Origin of the sequence: Reichenbachiella agarivorans, assembly GCF_025502585.1 — a bacterium.
In the GTDB taxonomy this organism is placed as follows: domain Bacteria; phylum Bacteroidota; class Bacteroidia; order Cytophagales; family Cyclobacteriaceae; genus Reichenbachiella; species Reichenbachiella agarivorans.
Window position 1 is genome coordinate 2,358,824 of the sequence record NZ_CP106679.1, and the last position, 18,023, is coordinate 2,376,846.

The window sequence follows — 18,023 nt, forward strand, 5'->3', positions numbered from 1 at the left end:
GAATGATATCAATCAGAGAATCAAAATTCATCAAATCATTACAATTAAAAAAATTTAGAAAACTCGAAAACAGATTCATTGTAGAAGGAGCAAAGAATGTGCTAGAGTTGATCCAGTCTGATTTGATCATTGACAAGGTGTTCGCAACGGATGTTTTTGTCAATACACACCGTCATGAATTGGCAAACCCTCGATTTGCATTAGAGCTGGTGACCGAAAGGGAACTGAATAAAGTTGGGGTTTTTACCAATAACAATGCAGTGATAGCCATTGCACAGATTCCCGCAAGCAAACCTTTGGATTACAGTCAATCGATATTGGGTTTTGACAGAGTCAAAGATCCAGGAAATCTTGGTACCATCATTCGTATAGCAGACTGGTACGGTTTTGAGACGATTGTTTGTTCTCCAGATTCGGTCGATTGTTACAATCCCAAAGTGATCTCAGCGACCATGGGTTCTTTTACCAGGGTACAAGTGATCTACATGGATTTGACGGCTATCATTGGAAAGGTGAGTCATTCTTATGGAGCGACCTTACAGGGTAGTGACATCCATGAGACGGAATTTCAAGAGCCAGCATTGCTATTGTTTGGTAACGAATCCACTGGCATAGCACCTGAATTGATCACCCAACTAGACCGTGAAGTAACAATCCCCGCCTATGGTGCCGCAGAATCTTTGAATGTGGCCGTATCTACTGCGGTATTTTGTGATAACTTTAGGAGGGTATTGAAACAAAAATGACATGAGCCAAGGCAATGTATTGATTACAGGTGTTTCTACTGGGATAGGCTATTTCGCTGCACAAAAGTTTGTTCGAGAGGGCTATCAAGTGTACGGTAGTGTCAGACGTCAGGCAGATGCTGATCGGTTGGTAGAGGATTTTGGAGTCAATTTTCATCCCTTGATTTTTGATGTGACAGATGAGGGAGCCATTCATGCCACAGCGGACCTTTTGATGAGTACAATTGGAGGAGAAGGCCTGCAATTGTTGGTCAACAATTCTGGACTGGCTATTACAGGGCCTGTGCAGTGCTTGTCCACGGACGAGTTTCGTCAGCAGTTCGAAGTGAATTTCTTTGGTCTGATCGCTGTGACGAATGCGTTTTTGCCATTGTTAGGTGCAAGAGATAAGTGCCCTCATGCCCCGGGGAAAATAATTAATATTAGCTCAGTAGCCAGCAGCAGCGGCATGCCTTTTATGACGCCTTATGGTAGTTCCAAAGCAGCAGTGGATGCATTGTCTGAGGGGTTGAGGAGAGAATTGATGATCTATGGAATAGACGTGATAGTTTTTAATCCTGGCCCAATCAAAACACCCATTTGGGACAAAATAGTAGAGCCTAATGCTTTGGTACGACAAACTGTCTATGGGAAATCATTGATGATTTTTCATAAATTGTCTCTCAAACAAGCGGAAGGCGCTATGCCTGTGGAGCGATTTGTGGAGAAACTTTTCAAAGCATTTAGAAAGAAAAAATACAAGACTTTTGAAGTCATTATGAGGAAGAAGTTTTTGAGATATACCATGGCTCGAATGTTAGTCTCAGACAGATCTTTAGATAAAATCCTTTACAAAGTATTAAAAATGAAGCCATGAGTCAACACGACGCTTTAATCGAAAAATTTTACCACGCGTTTTCTTCCAAAGATTACAAGAGGATGACAGAATGTTACCACAAGGAACTGGTTTTTCAGGATCCTGTTTTTGGCCCACTCAATTATGAAGAAACCTGCGCCATGTGGAAGATGCTCATCAAGGCAGGCTCAGACTTGAAAATTTATTTTGACAAGGTGGATTCTAATGCTCAGCAGGGCAGTGTCAACTGGATTGCAGTCTATTCGTTTTCCAAAACAGGGAGAAAAGTGCAAAACAAGATAAGTGCCCAGTTTCGTTTCAAAGATGGTCTCATTGTTTCTCATCACGACCATTTTGATCTCTACAAATGGACGAGAATGGCATTTGGACCTATTGGTTATTCACTAGGATGGACTCCTTACTTCCAAAACAAACTCAGGACACAAGCAAGAGGGAACTTGGATAAATTTATGACCAAGTCATAAATTTCATGATCCCCTAGTCACATCCTGTGTATTCTTCTCTTTGCCTACTATTCCGATTTCCCCATTTTTGGTTAGAAGTATGGCAATGGGCTTAGTGTTTTCAAATTGACCGAATACGATGATAAGCGCTGCTGTGATAGGTACTGAGAGTAGCATGCCTGCTACGCCCCAAATAAATCCCCATAATGTGAGTCCCAGAAGTACTACTAGTGGACTGATGTTGAGACGATCTCCCATGATCCGTGGTTCTACCAGATTGGCCACCAATATTTGGACTGCTCCTACCAGTGCCAATACCAAAAAGAAGGTATTCGTGGATCCATTTTGAACCAAAGCAAATAAGGCAGGAAAAGCAGTGGCAACTACAGACCCGATCATAGGAATAAAATTAAAGAGGAAGATCAGAAAGGCCCAAAGTGCGGCCAACTCTACACCCAGCAATAATAAAATCACATAACTCAAGAGGCCTGTCAAAAAACTAGTAAATATTTTAACTGAGAGATAATTGTCAAACAGCAGGGTGATAGCGGTTCCTATTTTTTCGATGTTTTTCCCTTGAGTTGTGGTGGCCAATATTTTATTGAATTTGTGGTTGAACAAACTTTCCTCCATCAGCATGAAAATCACGTAAATTACAACCATCAGGGATTTACCTATGACGCCTGCAAAGGAGCCTGCAAAAACGAGAACCTCTTGCTGGTGTTCATCGAAAAGCCCCGAGAATGAGGTCTCTATGTCATCTATTTCTAATAGTTGTTCTAAATTTTTGAGTGCTAAGCTGATGTTTCCTTTGTACGAATCCATGTCTTCAGCTAGTTTTTGGAAATTGGAGGAAATAATCTTAATAATTAGAAATATGACCAAGAAAACAATTACTGCACTAGTGATTGTAATCAACCATTTGGGGAATTTGAAGTTGCCCAACTTGACCAAAGCAATCAAGTCACGCAATTTTTTGATCAAATACCAAATCAATACTGCAATAGCCAGCGCCTTGAGAAAATTGTTGAAATAGATCAAAGTGGCTATAGTAGCCACAGATAAAATAATCCAATTTACTGCATTTGCCAACGAGTTGTTAAGTTCAGTTTTCATCTTTAAAGGTTAACGCATTTTTGATCTTTTGACTAAATAAGATGAAAGTACAGTATCGAATCCATTTTGTATGCCACAGGGAATGAAATCTATCTTCAATTGTGCACACTTTAAAGTAAGCTCGTCGAGGTGTGACTTCATCTGTCCATGATATTGAGACCGGACTTCCGAAGGAGTCAGTTTGACAATTTCACCACTTTCCAAATCTTGAAACTTATATGGACGATCATCAAACTCAAAGTCCAACTCAGTTTGACTATCATGAATATGGAATATCAGCACTTCATGTTTGTTATGTTTGAGATGTTGCAGAGCTGAGAATACTTCATCTGCATTTTCCTGATTATGGAACATATCGGACAGTACGATCACCAGTGATCGGCGTGGTATTTTGTCTGCTATTTCATGTAGTACCTGCGTCACTCCTGTAGTCTGCAGTTCGGGTTTCTCGTCAAAGAGTTTTTGAAAGTGAGTGAATAAATTATGAACATGTCCAGAGGTGGATTTGACTTCTGATTGGAAGGTGATGCGATCAGTAAATGTGAAAAGCCCCACAGCATCCCGTTGTTTGTGTAGTAGATACGACAGTGATGCACTCGCCAGCGTGGCAAACTTGATCTTGCCCAAGGTGGTTTCAGGATAATACATTGAGGAAGAAGTATCCAATACGATGTGGCATCTAAGGTTAGTTTCTTCCTCAAATTTTTTGGTGTAGAGTCTGTCTGTTTTAGCATAGACCTTCCAGTCGATGTTTTTGGTACTGTCACCGTAGTTGTAGAGGCTGTGCTCTGCAAATTCTACAGAGAAACCATGGTAGGGGGATTTATGCAAGCCTGTGATAAAACCCTCCACCATTTGCTTAGCGAGGAGTTCTATGTTGGCAGATTCCTTGATGGAGTTGATGTCTAAGTCTAACTTCAAAACTGTCGTTATTTTCGTTCGGTTAAAATTTACAAACTTGCTACTAAGGTGCGTAGAAATATTTGATTTGTTGCAAATAGGGCTGTTTTTGACACTATTTATTGAACACTTTGCATATCACTTTAGATTATGGTTCGCTATTTGGATTTCTAAAATAATTTCCTTTATATTGAATGTTTTACAAAAGCTAACTCAACGATAAAGCCGACTTGTCGGGAACCAAAACAAACTGGAAAGTGGAAGAGAATAAAGACAACGAAAGAACTGAGATATTCTCAGAGAGAGTACGAGCGGGGAAAAGAACCTACTTTTTTGATGTCAAGGCAACTAGGTCTAATGATTATTACTTGACGATTACAGAGAGCAAGAGACGGTACAAAGACGATGGATTCTTCTACGAAAAGCATAAAATTTTCTTGTACAAGGAGGATTTTAACAAGTTCGTAAAGGCATTGAATGAAACTGTGGGGTATGTCAAGGACGAATTGATGCCAGATGTGGATTTTGATTCATTTGACAGAGAGGATGAGGAAGATGATGAAAAAGAAGATACAATTATCGTTTCAAGCGCAGATTCAGACCTTAAATGGGATTAAATTCACCTAAAGAAATTGTAAAGCTCTTGGATACCACCAAGAGCTTTTTTTATTTTTGATTATGATCAATCGTACCTTGCTGACCATCCTGCTCATTACAGTTACATTTGTATTTGGAGCTTGGATTTTTTCGGATATATTCATGTATGTCTGCGTTTCAATAGTCCTAGCGACCATCCTGAGACCTTTGACCAATTTTATCAGCCGTACTTATATTTTTCGGGTGAAGATTCCCAGAGTAGTAGCAATTTTGGTTTCATTCTGCACGATTTTGGGTGTAGTAGCATTGTTTATGCTCTTATTTATTCCCTTGATTATCGAGCAGATCAATGTCATCTCCAGCATCAGTTTTACTGAGGTATATACACATCTGTCTACCCCCATTGTAGCTACCGAAAACTTCCTAATCGAATACAATCTCATCAGTATTGAGGATCATAGTTTGACAGAGACTATAGAATCTTCTACGCTTGAGGTACTGAAGAATATCAAATTCAAGAACATCTTGAATAACCTTGTCACACTTACAGGAGGAGTTTTTGTGACATTGATGGCTTTGGCATTTATTACCTTTTTTCTCTTGTTAGAAAATGGCATCATCAGTCGTCTCATGATCTCGGTAATTCCCAACCAATATTTTGAGTTGTTTATTTCTGCGATTTACAAAATAGAGCATTTGTTGTCCAACTACCTGATAGGTTTGTTGTTGCAAATGTTGGCGATATTCTCGATTGCAGGGATTGGTCTTTCCATTTTTGGGGTCAACTATGCATTGACTATTGCTGTATTTGCTGCATTGGCCAATCTGATTCCATATTTAGGGCCAATACTAGGAGCGTCTTTTGGGATTTTGGTAGGAATCTCTACGGGAGGACATTTTACCTTGGATCACGAAAATTTGATACTCATCATCAAGATCCTCTCGGTATTTGCAGTAGTGCAGGTCACTGACAATGTGATCCTGCAGCCCATGATATTTTCTAAAAGCGTCAAAGCACATCCTTTAGAGATATTTGTTGTTATCTTTGCGGCCGCTAGTTTAGCAGGGATTCCGGGTATGATTGCAGCCATTCCAGTTTACACGATTCTTCGTGTTTCGGTGATGGAGATCAGGGATGGATTCAACAGTTATCAAGTTTTTCAAGTATCAAAATAATAAAATAAATGGGGTTGAAATGTGGGATCGTAGGGCTACCAAATGTTGGCAAGTCTACTCTTTTCAATGCGCTATCGAATGCTAAAGCCGAGGCAGCTAACTTTCCTTTTTGTACTATCGAGCCAAACGTAGGGGTCATCACAGTGCCAGATGAGCGACTCAAAATCCTTTCTGATTTGGTCAATCCACAGAAGGTACTCCCTACCGTGATAGAATTCGTAGATATTGCTGGATTGGTCAAAGGCGCCAGCAAAGGAGAAGGACTTGGAAATAAATTCCTTGCCAATATCCGCGAAGTAGATGCCATTGTCCATGTAATCAGATGCTTCAATGATGACAACATCGTCCACGTAGATGGAGTGGTCAACCCTGTGTCTGACAAAGAAGTAATTGATACGGAATTGCAGATCAAAGACTTGGAATCTGTCGACAAGAAAATTGATAAAAACATAAAGTTGGCAAAATCAGGCGATGCGAAAGTGAAAAACCTGATAGCAGTTTTGCAGGAATACAAAGCACTGTTGGAGTCTGGCAAAAATGCCCGTGAGTTGGAATTGACTGAGGAACGAAAAGCTGCCATCAGTGATATGCAACTACTCACTGTCAAGCCAGTGATCTATGCCGCCAATGTGGAAGAAAGCGCGATTTTGACAGGCAACTCCCATGTGGAGGCACTCAAGGCTGCTGTTGCAGATGAGAATGCACAAGTAGTGATGGTCAGTGCGGCCATCGAATCTCAGATCGCCGAACTAGAAGACTTGGAAGAAAAGGAGATGTTCCTAGGAGAATATGGGTTGAAAGAATCAGGGCTGGATAAGCTGATTAGAGCGGCTTATGAACTGCTAGATTTGATCACATATTTCACTGCAGGGGTAACAGAGGTACGTGCCTGGACTATCAAAAAAGGATGGAAGGCACCACAAGCAGCAGGCGTGATTCATACTGATTTTGAGAAAGGTTTTATCAAGGCAGAAGTGATTAAAATCCCGGATTATCAAAAATATGGGTCTGAAAATGGCTGCAAGGACGCAGGTAAGCTGTCTATCGAAGGCAAAGAATATGTCGTACAAGATGGCGATGTAATGCACTTTAGATTCAACGTCTAAGGACAAACTGAAACGAAATTGAAAAGGCGCAGGAGAATCTCTTGCGCTTTTTTGTTTTACTGTCCTAGAATCTTAGCATCCACAAAAAATACCGAATAGATTTCTATTTGATGATCTGATGCTATGGTTTCGTCAGTACTGGATTTCATTCTTAATTGGAAGCTATCTTGAAGCAAATACTCTTTGAGATCAACACCAGTTACGTCTAAACTTATTGATGAACCAGCGTCTTCTGGCACTTCTTCTAGATAGGCAATTTCGATTTCGTCCAACCCATCTGCTGAAATATACAAGGTGGCAGATTCCAGAAAGCTGAATGTACCATCAGCGGGTGAAGTGACAGTCAAATCCATTTGATCCAACCTTATCTCCTCAATCAATTCTTTTTTGGTGTTATTGCCTGCAAAAGTTGATTCAGAATTAGATTCAATACTGGGTGTATTGAGACTGATGGGAATTCCTATGATAGTGGAAGACTGTATGGTTACTGATTCCGTGTACTTCATGTTAAACTGAGTCAGTTTGTCCAGTTTATCACAAGCAATGAGTAGGATTGAGAAAATGGTAAGAGATAAAATGCTGTTTTTCATTCTAATGTTTGCTAAGATAACGGGAGGTAATGACAGCTTATTGCTTTACTGGAGACCTTTTTTAAAGTGCAATTTTTCTGTCAAGGGATGAATAATCAATCAAATCACAAATTGATCGTGTACGAATACCCCACTTTGGAAAGTAGCACCAATTATTGTAGGGTTTTAATCTAACTCAACATCATTAGATCACAATGGGTATGCTTTCAGTTCAGTTTCTCGTTTTTTGATTGCTGCAACGGTTTTTTCAGCGAAGTAAAGTATTCCTAGCAGAGACAAAAAGAATATCATTGATCTTCCGAACTGTTCGATTAGCATAGATATTATCCATGTAAACAACCTCTCTTTGCCACCACCTGAAGAGGAGTCGTCAAACTCGAACCCTGTGTACACCAAGATAGCTATAACAGAGAACAAGATTACCCCAATCAACTTTTCTGCTACCTTGTTATGATTTATTTTTTCTTTAGTAACGAACTTGTAATTAGCCTTAGATGTGATTGACTGGATGAAATCTAACAAGGAGTCCTTAGCTATCTTAGTATGAATGGAATAATCTTTGTTGTCCTGTTTGGAGTAGCCTTTTACTTCCATGTCCAGACCAAACAGGCGTATGGACAGGATATCCTTATGATATAGCCTTATAATAGAAATGTACTTTTCGGGATCCTTGTATGCCTCAACGAAATCAATGTTTTTTTTCAATTTACGTTTACTGATATAGAAGTACTGATCATCCAAATACATGGTTTCCACGCGGATGTCTCCACCTTTTGTTTTTTCACATTTGATCACTTGATCCATACCTATATTGGAGTTGTAGATACTTTTATCCAAAAATAACATCTTCTCTACACTTCTATTAATTTAGTGAGCAGGGAATCCAGTCATATCACTTTTCTGGTTTTTAACCGAAAGCGAAATGAAATCATTACCTTTACACAAGGTCTTATTAGAACAAGATACTATGAATGTAGAAACACTGAAACTAGGTCTTATTGAGCGATTGATGCGGATGCATAATACGTCTACCTTGCAACGAATGGATCAATTGCTCACTCAGGTAGAAATGGAAACCAGAGCAGAAGAGTCTCGTCAAGCTATCAGCGAAGGAGATGTAATGTCCATAGAGGAGTTTAGACAAGAGAATCTAAAATGGGCGAAGGACAATTATACAAAATAGTAATTGCCAAACCAGCCATCATCCGCTACCAAGAGACTGTTCTACTTTATCTCTACGATAACTTTACTTTTGATCGAGCTGCCGAGATAGATAAAAATATTATAGATAGGGCAGGTACATTATCCCACAAACCAGCTCGTGGCAGACGTGAAAAATATCTTTCAGAGGCCAAGGAAGATTTCAGATTCATCCTATACAAGGAAGCCAAGCATTTTGAAGTCAAGATCATATATTACATCAATGAAGAAGAATCCATAGTTTATATCACTGACTTCTTCCCTACCAAAATGCACCCCCAAAGAATAAGCGATCATCATTAAAGGTAAATTGCAACTAGCTTGTTCAGAATGTTAAAATCCAAACCCAAGCGCATTAAAATCAATCAAATTATAAATTGATCGTGTACGAACACTCTCTTAAATTGAAGCATATTTGTTACAATTGCACTTTACAATATTGCCGAACTATTTGGAATCGTTCTAATTTCAATATTTGAATTTGTTCTACGTAGTTATTTGTAGGTATTTGGAATCAAATGCCTTGATATTTTTTTAGTTTTGCGTCCCTTAATTAGACAACTGACAACCCATTTTTGAAGGTAAATTAATAAACGTAAATCACATACGTTTTGGCATTTGATCTCGATATGCTGAATACACACTGTTCTCATCTGGAGAATGGAGCCATATCAAGAAGTAACAGCCAAGGGGTATTGTTTAATTTTTTGCAGGTAAATAGAAAAAGCATTCCTGCTTTTAACATTGATAAGACATCAATATATGAACACTTACAACGATTACATCAAGGAGATCGAAGAACGAAAAGTTCAAGGACTTCATCCGAAACCAATTGAAGGAGCAGAATTGCTCAGTGAAATTATTGCGCAAATCAAAGATTCAGGGAATCCATACAGAGAGGACTCTCTTCAATTCTTTATTTACAACACTATTCCTGGTACCACAAGTGCTGCTAGTGTAAAGGCAGAATTCCTGAAGGAGATTATTCTAGGTGAATCGGAGGTGGCTGAAATCACCCCAGCTTTTGCATTTGAGCAATTGTCTCACATGAAAGGTGGGCCGTCGATTGAGGTGTTGCTCGATCTGGCACTCGGCAGTGATGCAGCTATTGCCAAACAAGCTGCTGAGGTACTCAAGACGCAGGTGTTCCTATACGATGCGGACATGGGACGTTTGGAGGACGCTTTCAAAGCAGGAAATGCAATCGCCAAAGAACTGTTGGAGAGCTATGCGAAAGCTGAGTTCTTTACCCAACTACCAGAAGTAGAAGAGAAAATAGACATCGTCACTTTCATCGCAGGTGAGGGAGATATTTCTACGGATTTGCTATCTCCAGGTGCAGATGCACACTCTCGATCTGATCGTGAGTTGCACGGTCAGTGCATCTTCGAACACAACAAAGAAAAGCAAAAAGAGCTTGCTGCGCTAAAAGCACAGCACCCTGACAAACGTGTCATGCTCATCGCTGAAAAAGGCACCATGGGCGTGGGTTCTTCCAGAATGTCAGGCGTCAACAACGTCGCTTTATGGACAGGTGTTCAGGCGAGTCCTTATGTTCCCTTTATCAATATTGCTCCGGTCATTGCAGGTACTAACGGCGTTTCTCCGATTTTCTTGACGACTGTGGGCGTAACTGGCGGTATCGGGATTGATTTGAAAAACTGGGTCAAAAAGACAGATGCAGCAGGCAATGTCGTAGTAGATGCCAACGGGGAGCCAGTATTGGAGCAGGCGTATTCTGTACAAACAGGTACGGTCTTTACAATCAATACGAAAGACAAAAAATTATACAAAGACGGCAAAGAAGTGATTGATATTTCAGCTTCGTTGACCCCTCAAAAAGTGGAGTTTATCAAAGCGGGTGGCTCTTACGCCATCGTATTTGGTAAGAAACTACAAACTGTTGCTGCTAAAACTTTAGGCATTGAAGCGCCTACGGTTTTTGCTCCGTCCAAAGAAATCTCTGTGGAAGGACAAGGTTTGACAGCAGTAGAGAAGATATTCAACAAAAACGCGGTTGGAACTACACCAGGTAAGATTTTGCATGCGGGTTCTGATGTACGTGTAGAGGTCAACATCGTAGGTTCTCAGGATACCACAGGTTTGATGACTTCTCAGGAATTAGAAGCGATGGCAGCTACCACCATTTCACCGATTGTGGATGGCGCTTACCAATCAGGTTGTCATACGGCCTCAGTTTGGGACAATAAGTCTAAGGCCAACATCCCGAGATTGATGAAATTTATGAACGATTTCGGTTTGATCACAGCGCGTGACCCGAAAGACGTGTACCCAGCCATGACAGACGTGATTCACAAAGTGTTGAATGACATCACAGTCAGTGATTGGGACATTATCATTGGTGGTGACTCACACACACGTATGTCAAAGGGCGTTGCCTTTGGTGCAGATTCAGGGACAGTTGCTTTGGCCTTGGCTACGGGGGAGGCGACTATGCCCATCCCACAGTCAGTGAAAGTGACCTTCAAAGGGGAGATGAAGAGCTACATGGACTTCCGCGATGTGGTACATGCGACTCAACAGCAAATGTTGAAGCAATTCGGTGGAGAGAACGTATTCCAAGGCAGAGTGATCGAGGTGCATCTCGGGACCTTGACTGCTGATCAGGCATTTACCTTCACGGATTGGACGGCAGAGATGAAAGCCAAAGCTTCTATCTGTATTTCGGAGGATGAGACTTTGATCGAGTCATTGGAGATTGCCAAGTCTAGAATCCAAATCATGATCGACAAAGGAATGGACAACAAGGGGGCTGTTCTTCAAGGATTGATCGACAAAGCAAACAAGAGAATCAAGGAGATCAGATCGGGTGAGAAACCAGCATTGACGCCTGATGCCAATGCAAAATATTTTGCAGATGTAGTGGTTGATTTGAATGAAATCATCGAGCCAATGATCGCCGATCCAGATGTCAACAACGCGGATGTGTCTAAGCGCTATACCCACGATACCATCCGACCACTGTCATACTACGGTGGAGACAAAAAGGTAGATCTAGGATTCATCGGATCTTGTATGGTTCACAAAGGGGACATGAAGATTTTGGCGCAAATGTTGAAAAACATTGAGTCGCAGCAAGGAAAAGTTGAGTTCAAAGCGCCTTTGGTGGTAGCGCCTCCTACTTACAACATCGTAGACGAATTGAAAGCGGAAGGCGACTGGGAAGTATTGCAAAAATACTCAGGTTTCGAGTTTGACGACAATGCACCGAAAGGCGCAGCGCGTACCAAATACGAAAAAATGCTGTACCTAGAGCGTCCGGGCTGTAACCTCTGCATGGGCAACCAAGAAAAGGCAGAGCCAGGTGATACCGTGATGGCGACTTCTACGCGACTATTCCAAGGACGAGTGGTGAAGGATTCTACGGAGAAAAAAGGAGAATCATTGCTGTCTTCTACACCCGTGGTAGTGCTATCAACCGTGCTGGGCCGTACGCCTAATTTGGCAGAATACGAAGCAGCAGTACAAGGCATCAACTTGACCAAGTTCAAGCCTTCGCACAAGCTATTGGCCAACTAATTCGCGGATTCACGAAACAATAATAAAGAGACTGCTCGATTCGGGCGGTCTTTTTTGTTTTGGTGTGTTTTGATAGAATAACTAAGTTACAAACTTAGAACCAGTGCATCCTCGTCACAGACCAGGACGATTGGGGGAATTTGTGGAGGAATTAGTCTTACTTGATATTCCATATAAAAGTATTCCAGCAAGTTTTAAATGAATGGAATCAATTGATATTATTGACAATTTAATTGGGCTATACACAACTAAATCAGAAGCAGAAGACGCCATTCTAGAACTAGAATTGTTGAAATCAAAGATAGAAGATGAACTGGACAAATAAATATAATAAAAGCAATCACATAAGTAGATTTATAGACTTGATACTTTTATTTATAATTTATACTATAATTCTTGAAGTTATATTGTGGACACTGTCAGATAGTCTTATATCTAGTATATTCAAAATACTAATTCCAATAATTGTGTTGACACCAAGGATATTTGGAGCTATGAAGCGTGCTAAAAGTTATATACAATCTATAAGAATAGGAGAGGAATTTATTGAAATTAAGTACTATCAAAATAGTACAATGAAACAAATTAATTGCAGGAAGATTGATTTAGTGATTGTTTTTTATCCCGAATTTAAAAGTAAGGGCTATTGGGAAATATATGAACATGGTAAACTCAAATTATTACAACATGAAGCTTTTTTTGATTCTGATACTGATATAATTGAATTATTTGATGCTATTTCAAAGTATATGCCAAGTGATTCAATGGTGGACAAGTCAAGAATCCACTAGGAGTAGTGCCCCATTTGAGCGTAGAATAGAAAATCACTAGGCGTAGTATTCACTACGCCTTCTTATCATTGGGAGGCAGAAAGTAGCATTTCCCTCCTGCGGCGGACATGTGCAAATGCGTTTTTCATCAAAGAGACTATACTTGTTTTGCAGCAGAAGAAATGATATGAAAGGTGTAGTTACAAACTACACCTAGGTGGGGAAATCGGCGAGCTAGATATCAGCTATTTGTAATCGAGCGGATGCTCTTCTGATGGATGGGTCTTAGCGGACGCTACGACCAGGGGGGGTTGATTTTTATGGGTAAGTTTCAAGTAAGGAATAGCGCTACCATGCAAAGCATGGCGGGAACTGGGGTAAGAATATTAGATATTTAAGTATGAGAAGTACAAAGAATTTGTTTTTGATGTTGGTAATTATAGTATTTAGTTCATGTGATTGGTTAATGAATAATCATCGATGTGATTATACAAAGGAGGTTTTTGAGAAGTCTATTAATTTTAGAATTGCTGATAAATTTATTGACTCAACCAATCATTATTCAAAGACCGTAATTTATCTTCAGAAAGATGAGGTGAAAAAGTCTTATATTTTTGTTTTTGAGTACACAGATTTTTATTCAAGTTTAGAAGTTGGGGATAGTTTATTTAAAGAATCGGGGAGTTTAATTTTGAATCTTATAAGGGATAATAATGTTGTTCTTTCTAGAAAGCTATATTATGGCTGTGAATAGTAAGATTGAATTGTTCTCCGCTTTGTAGTTCATGCCTCTACTATACCCCGCTGTTCGACTTTTGTAAAGTCGAACCTGCTATCATAGGCTTTGTAAGCCGACTTTTCAAACTTGCTTTCATGGCACTGACCTACCCACAGGATCAGCCTATCAAATCCCTAACTGACCTATCGCCAACTTCATCTCCGATACCAAGTCACCACCTACCGACACATTCTGTACATTCTCAAATTAAGAAAATTCTGATTCAGACAATTATTCGTCAGAATCAGAATTTACAGGATTTTAGAATTTGCTCAATGGTTAGATTCCCTCGTTTATCAGATTATACACCCGCATGGAGAACACATGATTCGCACTGTACCCCACTACCGAAGTGGGGGTAGCCACTTCACAAGTACCCCTCCCCACTTCAAAGATGAACCAGTTCGCCAAAAAGGCGAACTGTCGGACCTTTTTGGCGAACTGGTTCATCTTTTTGGTGACTCGTCGGACCTTTTTGCTGAACTTGTAAGCTTCCCCAAAAACAGGACAGTTTAAAAATGAATAGATTTAAACTGTAGAAATGAAGAAGAGTACATTTAGTCCCCAGCAAATCGTTAAGATTCTCAAGGAATTTGAACAAGGTAAATCGGCACAAGAGGTATGCCGCCATCATGGTATAAGCCAAGGCACGCTATATAATTGGCGCAAGAAGTATGGCGGCATGGAAGCCTCAGACCTGAAGCGTTTGAAGGCTCTGGAGGAGGAGAATGCCAAACTAAAGCGTATGTATGCTGAGCTGGCATTGGATCACCAGATGGCCAAAGAGATCATAGAAAAAAAGCTCTAAAGCCCTGTGATAAGCGTAGGATTAGTAAAGAGCTGCCTAAATACGGTATCAACAGGGCGTGCCGTGTAATGGATGTGTCTAGGTCGGTGATGTATTATAAACCCCAAAAGGATGACACCCCGATTGAAGTGGCTTTGAATGATAAGGCTGCACAATTTCCCAGAGAAGGTTTTTGGAAGGCTTATGGCCGCCTTAGACTAGAGGGCAAGCATTGGAATCATAAAAGGGTATATAGGGTTTACAAAGCTCTGGGGCTATCCTTAAGGGTCAAGAAGAAGAAACGTCTCCCCGCTAGGTCCAAGCAGCATCTTGAGGCTCCGAATCACCTTAATCATACATGGTCAATAGACTTTATGCAGGATAGATTGGTAAATGGTCGAAAAATCAGAAGTTTCAACGTAATGGATGATGCAAACAGAGAGGCATTGCATATAGAAGTAGATTTTTCACTAAAAAGCAGTCGAGTGATCTGGGTACTGAACCACCTGATCAATAGGAGAGGAAAACCAAAGCGCATCAGGATGGATAATGGGCCAGAATTCATAGCCTTAATGACCCAAACATGGAGTTATGCGCAAGAAATTGAGTTTTGTTACATCCAACCAGGCAAGCCCACGCAGAATGCTTACATCGAAAGGTTCAATGGCTCTCTGCGCCGGGGCGTGTTTGATGCGTTTGTATTTGAGCACATCGACCAGGCCAGAGAAGAAGTAGATAAGTGGATGGAAGATTACAATAACCATCGCCCGCATGATAGCCTTGGTAGGATTACTCCAAAAATGTTCGGAGAAAACCTTCAGAGAGTCCAAGAGGGTACCCTCTTGGACTCTCTGAAGGTTGAAGTATTAGACAATAATTATAAATTACAGCTGTCCTAAAAATGGGAAGCTTACAAACTGACTCGCCTCTGAGGCGAACTCGTTCACCTTTTTGGTAGGTGTACTCATCTATGAAGTGGGGGGATGAAGTTAAAAGCGTAACTTGAAAGAAATTCCTCAGAAACAAGTCGTCAGCTGGGTTTGTTGACAATATCCTCGTGCTTATATTCATAACTACTTTAATAAGTACTCGTTTAATCTTAACTTAGAGTATTAACAGAAAGCAAAACACACATTCTATGGCATTTGATCTCGATATGATAAAAAAAGTCTATTCTCAAATCGGGGATAGAATCAACAAAGCGAAAAAATTGACAGGGAAACCATTGACCCTTTCGGAGAAAATCCTCTATTCTCACCTCTATGATGGAGGGCCGACTGAGATCTACAAGAGAGGAGAGTCTTATGTAGATTTTGCACCAGACCGGATCGCCTGTCAGGACGCCACCGCACAGATGGCACTCTTGCAGTTCATGCAAGCAGGCAAGCCTCAAGTAGCGGTCCCCACTACCGTACACTGTGACCACTTGATCCAAGCCAAAGTAGGTGCAGACGTCGATTTGCAAAATGCACTCAATACCTCCAATGAAGTGTTCAATTTCTTGGATTCCGTGTCTAGCAAGTATGGAATAGGCTTCTGGAAACCAGGAGCAGGGATTATTCACCAAGTGGTGTTAGAAAATTATGCATTCCCGGGAGGGATGATGATCGGGACAGATTCACACACCGTCAATGCTGGCGGTCTAGGGATGATCGCGGTAGGAGTCGGCGGAGCGGATGCAGTGGACGTCATGGCTGGTATGGCTTGGGAGTTGAAATTCCCTAAGTTGATCGGAGTGAAATTGACTGGCAAACTCAACGGATGGACATCTGCCAAAGATGTGATCTTGAAAGTAGCAGGCATCTTGACTGTCAAAGGCGGTACGGGAGCAGTCGTAGAATACTTCGGCGAGGGAGCTAAAAACCTGTCTTGTACGGGCAAAGGCACCATCTGCAACATGGGCGCAGAGATTGGCGCGACCACTTCTACATTTGGTTACGATGAGTCAATGGAGAGATACCTCAGAGCGACTGACCGAGCGGAGGTAGCCGATCTAGCCAACACGATCAAAGAACATTTGACAGGGGATGACGAGGTCTATGCTAATCCAGAAAAATATTTTGATCAAGTGATAGAAATCGACCTGTCTACTTTGTCTCCACACGTCAACGGTCCGTTCACGCCAGACTTGGCAACACCAGTTGCAGAAATGAGAGAAAAGGCCACCGCCAATGGATGGCCAACCAAAGTGGAATGGGGATTGATTGGATCATGTACCAACTCTTCGTACGAAGACATGTCTAGAGCGGCATCCATCGTAGAGCAGGCTGTAGCGCATGGCATCAAACCCAAAGCTGAGTTTGGGATCAACCCAGGCTCTGAGCAAGTGAGATACACCATCGAAAGAGACGGAATCATCAGGACCTTTGAGAAAATGGGAACCAAGGTATTTACCAATGCATGTGGACCCTGTATTGGTCAGTGGGCGAGAGCAGGTGCAGACAAACAAGAGAAAAACACCATCGTTCACTCTTTCAACCGAAATTTTGCCAAGAGAGCGGATGGCAATCCCAATACGCATGCGTTTGTGACCTCACCAGAGATGGTAGCAGCCATCGCCATTTCAGGAGATTTGGGTTTCAATCCTATCACAGATACCTTGACCAATGCCGCAGGTGAGCAGGTAAAATTGCACCCTCCTAAAGGGGACGAGTTGCCCAGCAAGGGATTTGCAGTGGAGGACGCTGGGTACAAAGAACCAGCTGCCGATGGATCCAAAATCCAAGTAGCCGTAGACCCAGATTCAAAGAGATTGCAGTTATTGGAGCCCTTCCAACCTTGGAATGGAGAGAATATCACGGGAGCCAAATTGCTGATCAAAGCGCAAGGCAAATGCACCACCGATCACATTTCTATGGCGGGTCCATGGTTGAGATTCCGAGGGCATTTGGACAACATTGCCAACAATACCCTGACAGGAGCGGTCAACGCCTTCAATGGTCAGACGGACAAGGTAAAAAGCCAATTGGATGGTTCTTATGGCGGTGTGCCTGATGTACAAAGAAAGTACAAAGCGGCAGGTATTCCGACCATAGTGGTGGGGGATCAAAATTACGGTGAAGGTTCTTCTAGAGAGCACGCAGCGATGCAGCCACGACATTTGGGTGTGATTGCTGTTTTGGTGAAGTCTTTTGCCAGAATACACGAGACCAATTTGAAGAAGCAAGGCATGTTGGGTTTGACCTTTGCCAACGAAGCAGACTATGACAAAATCCAAGAAGATGACACATTTGATTTTGTGGATTTGAAAGATTTTGCTCCAGGTAAGCCTTTGACAATCATTGCAAAACATGCTGATGGATCACAAGATACCATCATGGCAAATCATACATACAATGCGGGACAAATCGGTTGGTTCAAAGCTGGCTCAGCCTTGAATCTTATCAAATTGGAAAACAACGCTTAATAAGAGAAGAAC

General features: G+C 41.3%; 17 protein-coding genes. 13 read left to right on the forward strand and 4 right to left on the reverse strand.

The window, feature by feature from the left end; genetic code table 11:
* Window positions 1-2: 2 nt before the first annotated feature.
* The 3 genes from N6H18_RS09795 to N6H18_RS09805 are packed head-to-tail and all read left to right on the forward strand — an operon-like array spanning window position 3 to window position 2,066.
* Window positions 3-746 (forward strand): RNA methyltransferase, encoded by a 744-nt coding sequence (locus N6H18_RS09795; RefSeq protein ID WP_262308093.1) that lies wholly within the window; start codon window positions 3-5, stop codon window positions 744-746.
* A 1-nt stretch (window position 747) separates the two neighbouring features.
* A complete protein-coding gene (locus N6H18_RS09800) occupies window positions 748-1,602 on the forward strand; it encodes an SDR family oxidoreductase (protein ID WP_262308094.1) in 855 nt (284 codons plus the stop codon).
* On the forward strand, window positions 1,599-2,066 hold the full coding sequence (locus tag N6H18_RS09805; RefSeq protein WP_262308095.1) for a nuclear transport factor 2 family protein: 468 nt from the start codon (window positions 1,599-1,601) through the stop codon (window positions 2,064-2,066). Before N6H18_RS09800 ends, N6H18_RS09805 begins: the two co-directional genes overlap by 4 nt.
* A gap of 3 nt (window positions 2,067-2,069) precedes the next feature.
* On the opposite strand, the gene N6H18_RS09810 is transcribed toward N6H18_RS09805, so the two are convergent.
* On the reverse strand, window positions 2,070-3,161 hold the full coding sequence (locus N6H18_RS09810) for an AI-2E family transporter (protein ID WP_262308096.1): 1,092 nt from the start codon (window positions 3,159-3,161) through the stop codon (window positions 2,070-2,072).
* Between the two features lie 9 nt (window positions 3,162-3,170).
* Window positions 3,171-4,082 (reverse strand): DUF58 domain-containing protein, encoded by a 912-nt coding sequence (locus N6H18_RS09815; protein WP_262308097.1) that lies wholly within the window; start codon window positions 4,080-4,082, stop codon window positions 3,171-3,173.
* Between the two features lie 236 nt (window positions 4,083-4,318).
* Here N6H18_RS09815 and N6H18_RS09820 point away from each other — a divergent pair, with 236 nt between their 5' ends.
* The 3 genes from N6H18_RS09820 to ychF all read left to right on the forward strand — a co-directional run bounded on the left by N6H18_RS09820 (window position 4,319) and on the right by ychF (window position 6,940).
* Window positions 4,319-4,678 carry a PUR family DNA/RNA-binding protein gene (locus tag N6H18_RS09820; protein WP_262308098.1) on the forward strand — a complete coding sequence of 120 codons (360 nt, stop codon included), beginning with the start codon at window positions 4,319-4,321 and terminating at the stop codon, window positions 4,676-4,678.
* 61 nt (window positions 4,679-4,739) lie between these two features.
* Window positions 4,740-5,834, forward strand: a complete 1,095-nt coding sequence (locus N6H18_RS09825) for an AI-2E family transporter (RefSeq protein ID WP_262308099.1) — start codon at window positions 4,740-4,742, stop codon at window positions 5,832-5,834.
* Window positions 5,835-5,842: 8 nt separating this feature from the next.
* Window positions 5,843-6,940, forward strand: coding sequence for a redox-regulated ATPase YchF (gene ychF / locus N6H18_RS09830; RefSeq protein WP_262308100.1), 1,098 nt, complete (start codon window positions 5,843-5,845; stop codon window positions 6,938-6,940).
* Between the two features lie 56 nt (window positions 6,941-6,996).
* Here the strand turns inward: ychF and N6H18_RS09835 are convergent, their stop codons facing one another.
* Both N6H18_RS09835 and N6H18_RS09840 read right to left on the reverse strand, forming a co-directional pair.
* Window positions 6,997-7,530 carry a hypothetical protein gene (locus tag N6H18_RS09835; RefSeq protein WP_262308101.1) on the reverse strand — a complete coding sequence of 178 codons (534 nt, stop codon included), beginning with the start codon at window positions 7,528-7,530 and terminating at the stop codon, window positions 6,997-6,999.
* Window positions 7,531-7,719: 189 nt separating this feature from the next.
* Window positions 7,720-8,376 (reverse strand): hypothetical protein, encoded by a 657-nt coding sequence (locus N6H18_RS09840; protein ID WP_262308102.1) that lies wholly within the window; start codon window positions 8,374-8,376, stop codon window positions 7,720-7,722.
* A gap of 121 nt (window positions 8,377-8,497) precedes the next feature.
* Here N6H18_RS09840 and N6H18_RS09845 point away from each other — a divergent pair, with 121 nt between their 5' ends.
* From N6H18_RS09845 to N6H18_RS09875, 7 genes are all read left to right on the forward strand, one after another.
* Window positions 8,498-8,713, forward strand: coding sequence for a hypothetical protein (locus tag N6H18_RS09845; RefSeq protein WP_262308103.1), 216 nt, complete (start codon window positions 8,498-8,500; stop codon window positions 8,711-8,713).
* Window positions 8,686-9,033 carry a hypothetical protein gene (locus tag N6H18_RS09850; protein ID WP_262308104.1) on the forward strand — a complete coding sequence of 116 codons (348 nt, stop codon included), beginning with the start codon at window positions 8,686-8,688 and terminating at the stop codon, window positions 9,031-9,033. Before N6H18_RS09845 ends, N6H18_RS09850 begins: the two co-directional genes overlap by 28 nt.
* Before the next feature lie 459 nt (window positions 9,034-9,492).
* The gene (locus tag N6H18_RS09855; RefSeq protein ID WP_262308105.1) at window positions 9,493-12,270 is read left to right on the forward strand and encodes a bifunctional aconitate hydratase 2/2-methylisocitrate dehydratase; all 2,778 of its coding nucleotides are present in this window, start codon (window positions 9,493-9,495) and stop codon (window positions 12,268-12,270) included.
* A gap of 202 nt (window positions 12,271-12,472) precedes the next feature.
* Complete coding sequence (locus tag N6H18_RS09860; protein WP_262308106.1) at window positions 12,473-12,595, forward strand: hypothetical protein; 123 nt, start codon at window positions 12,473-12,475, stop codon at window positions 12,593-12,595.
* Between the two features lie 169 nt (window positions 12,596-12,764).
* Window positions 12,765-13,061: a hypothetical protein gene (locus N6H18_RS09865; protein WP_262308107.1), complete on the forward strand. Its 297-nt coding sequence runs from the start codon at window positions 12,765-12,767 to the stop codon at window positions 13,059-13,061.
* Window positions 13,062-14,359: 1,298 nt separating this feature from the next.
* A protein-coding gene (locus N6H18_RS09870) for an IS3 family transposase (RefSeq protein ID WP_262308022.1) occupies window positions 14,360-15,504 on the forward strand; the annotation gives its coding sequence in 2 pieces (ribosomal slippage) (window positions 14,360-14,621 and window positions 14,621-15,504; 1,146 coding nt in all).
* 239 nt (window positions 15,505-15,743) lie between these two features.
* Complete coding sequence (locus tag N6H18_RS09875; protein ID WP_262308108.1) at window positions 15,744-18,011, forward strand: aconitate hydratase; 2,268 nt, start codon at window positions 15,744-15,746, stop codon at window positions 18,009-18,011.
* The last annotated feature ends 12 nt before the right edge of the window (window positions 18,012-18,023 follow it).

Bases quoted from the DNA above. Each gene is read 5' to 3' on its own strand.
- N6H18_RS09795 (WP_262308093.1), top strand. From the start codon at position 3: ATGATATCAATCAGAGAATCAAAATTCATCAAATCATTACAATTAAAA.
- N6H18_RS09800 (WP_262308094.1), top strand. From the start codon at position 748: ATGAGCCAAGGCAATGTATTGATTACAGGTGTTTCTACTGGGATAGGC.
- N6H18_RS09805 (WP_262308095.1), top strand. From the start codon at position 1,599: ATGAGTCAACACGACGCTTTAATCGAAAAATTTTACCACGCGTTTTCT.
- N6H18_RS09810 (WP_262308096.1), bottom strand. From the start codon at position 3,161: ATGAAAACTGAACTTAACAACTCGTTGGCAAATGCAGTAAATTGGATT.
- N6H18_RS09825 (WP_262308099.1), top strand. From the start codon at position 4,740: ATGATCAATCGTACCTTGCTGACCATCCTGCTCATTACAGTTACATTT.
- ychF (WP_262308100.1), top strand. From the start codon at position 5,843: ATGGGGTTGAAATGTGGGATCGTAGGGCTACCAAATGTTGGCAAGTCT.
- N6H18_RS09835 (WP_262308101.1), bottom strand. From the start codon at position 7,530: ATGAAAAACAGCATTTTATCTCTTACCATTTTCTCAATCCTACTCATT.
- N6H18_RS09840 (WP_262308102.1), bottom strand. From the start codon at position 8,376: ATGTTATTTTTGGATAAAAGTATCTACAACTCCAATATAGGTATGGAT.
- N6H18_RS09845 (WP_262308103.1), top strand. From the start codon at position 8,498: ATGAATGTAGAAACACTGAAACTAGGTCTTATTGAGCGATTGATGCGG.
- N6H18_RS09850 (WP_262308104.1), top strand. From the start codon at position 8,686: ATGGGCGAAGGACAATTATACAAAATAGTAATTGCCAAACCAGCCATC.
- N6H18_RS09855 (WP_262308105.1), top strand. From the start codon at position 9,493: ATGAACACTTACAACGATTACATCAAGGAGATCGAAGAACGAAAAGTT.
- N6H18_RS09860 (WP_262308106.1), top strand. From the start codon at position 12,473: ATGGAATCAATTGATATTATTGACAATTTAATTGGGCTATACACAACT.
- N6H18_RS09865 (WP_262308107.1), top strand. From the start codon at position 12,765: ATGAAGCGTGCTAAAAGTTATATACAATCTATAAGAATAGGAGAGGAA.
- N6H18_RS09875 (WP_262308108.1), top strand. From the start codon at position 15,744: ATGGCATTTGATCTCGATATGATAAAAAAAGTCTATTCTCAAATCGGG.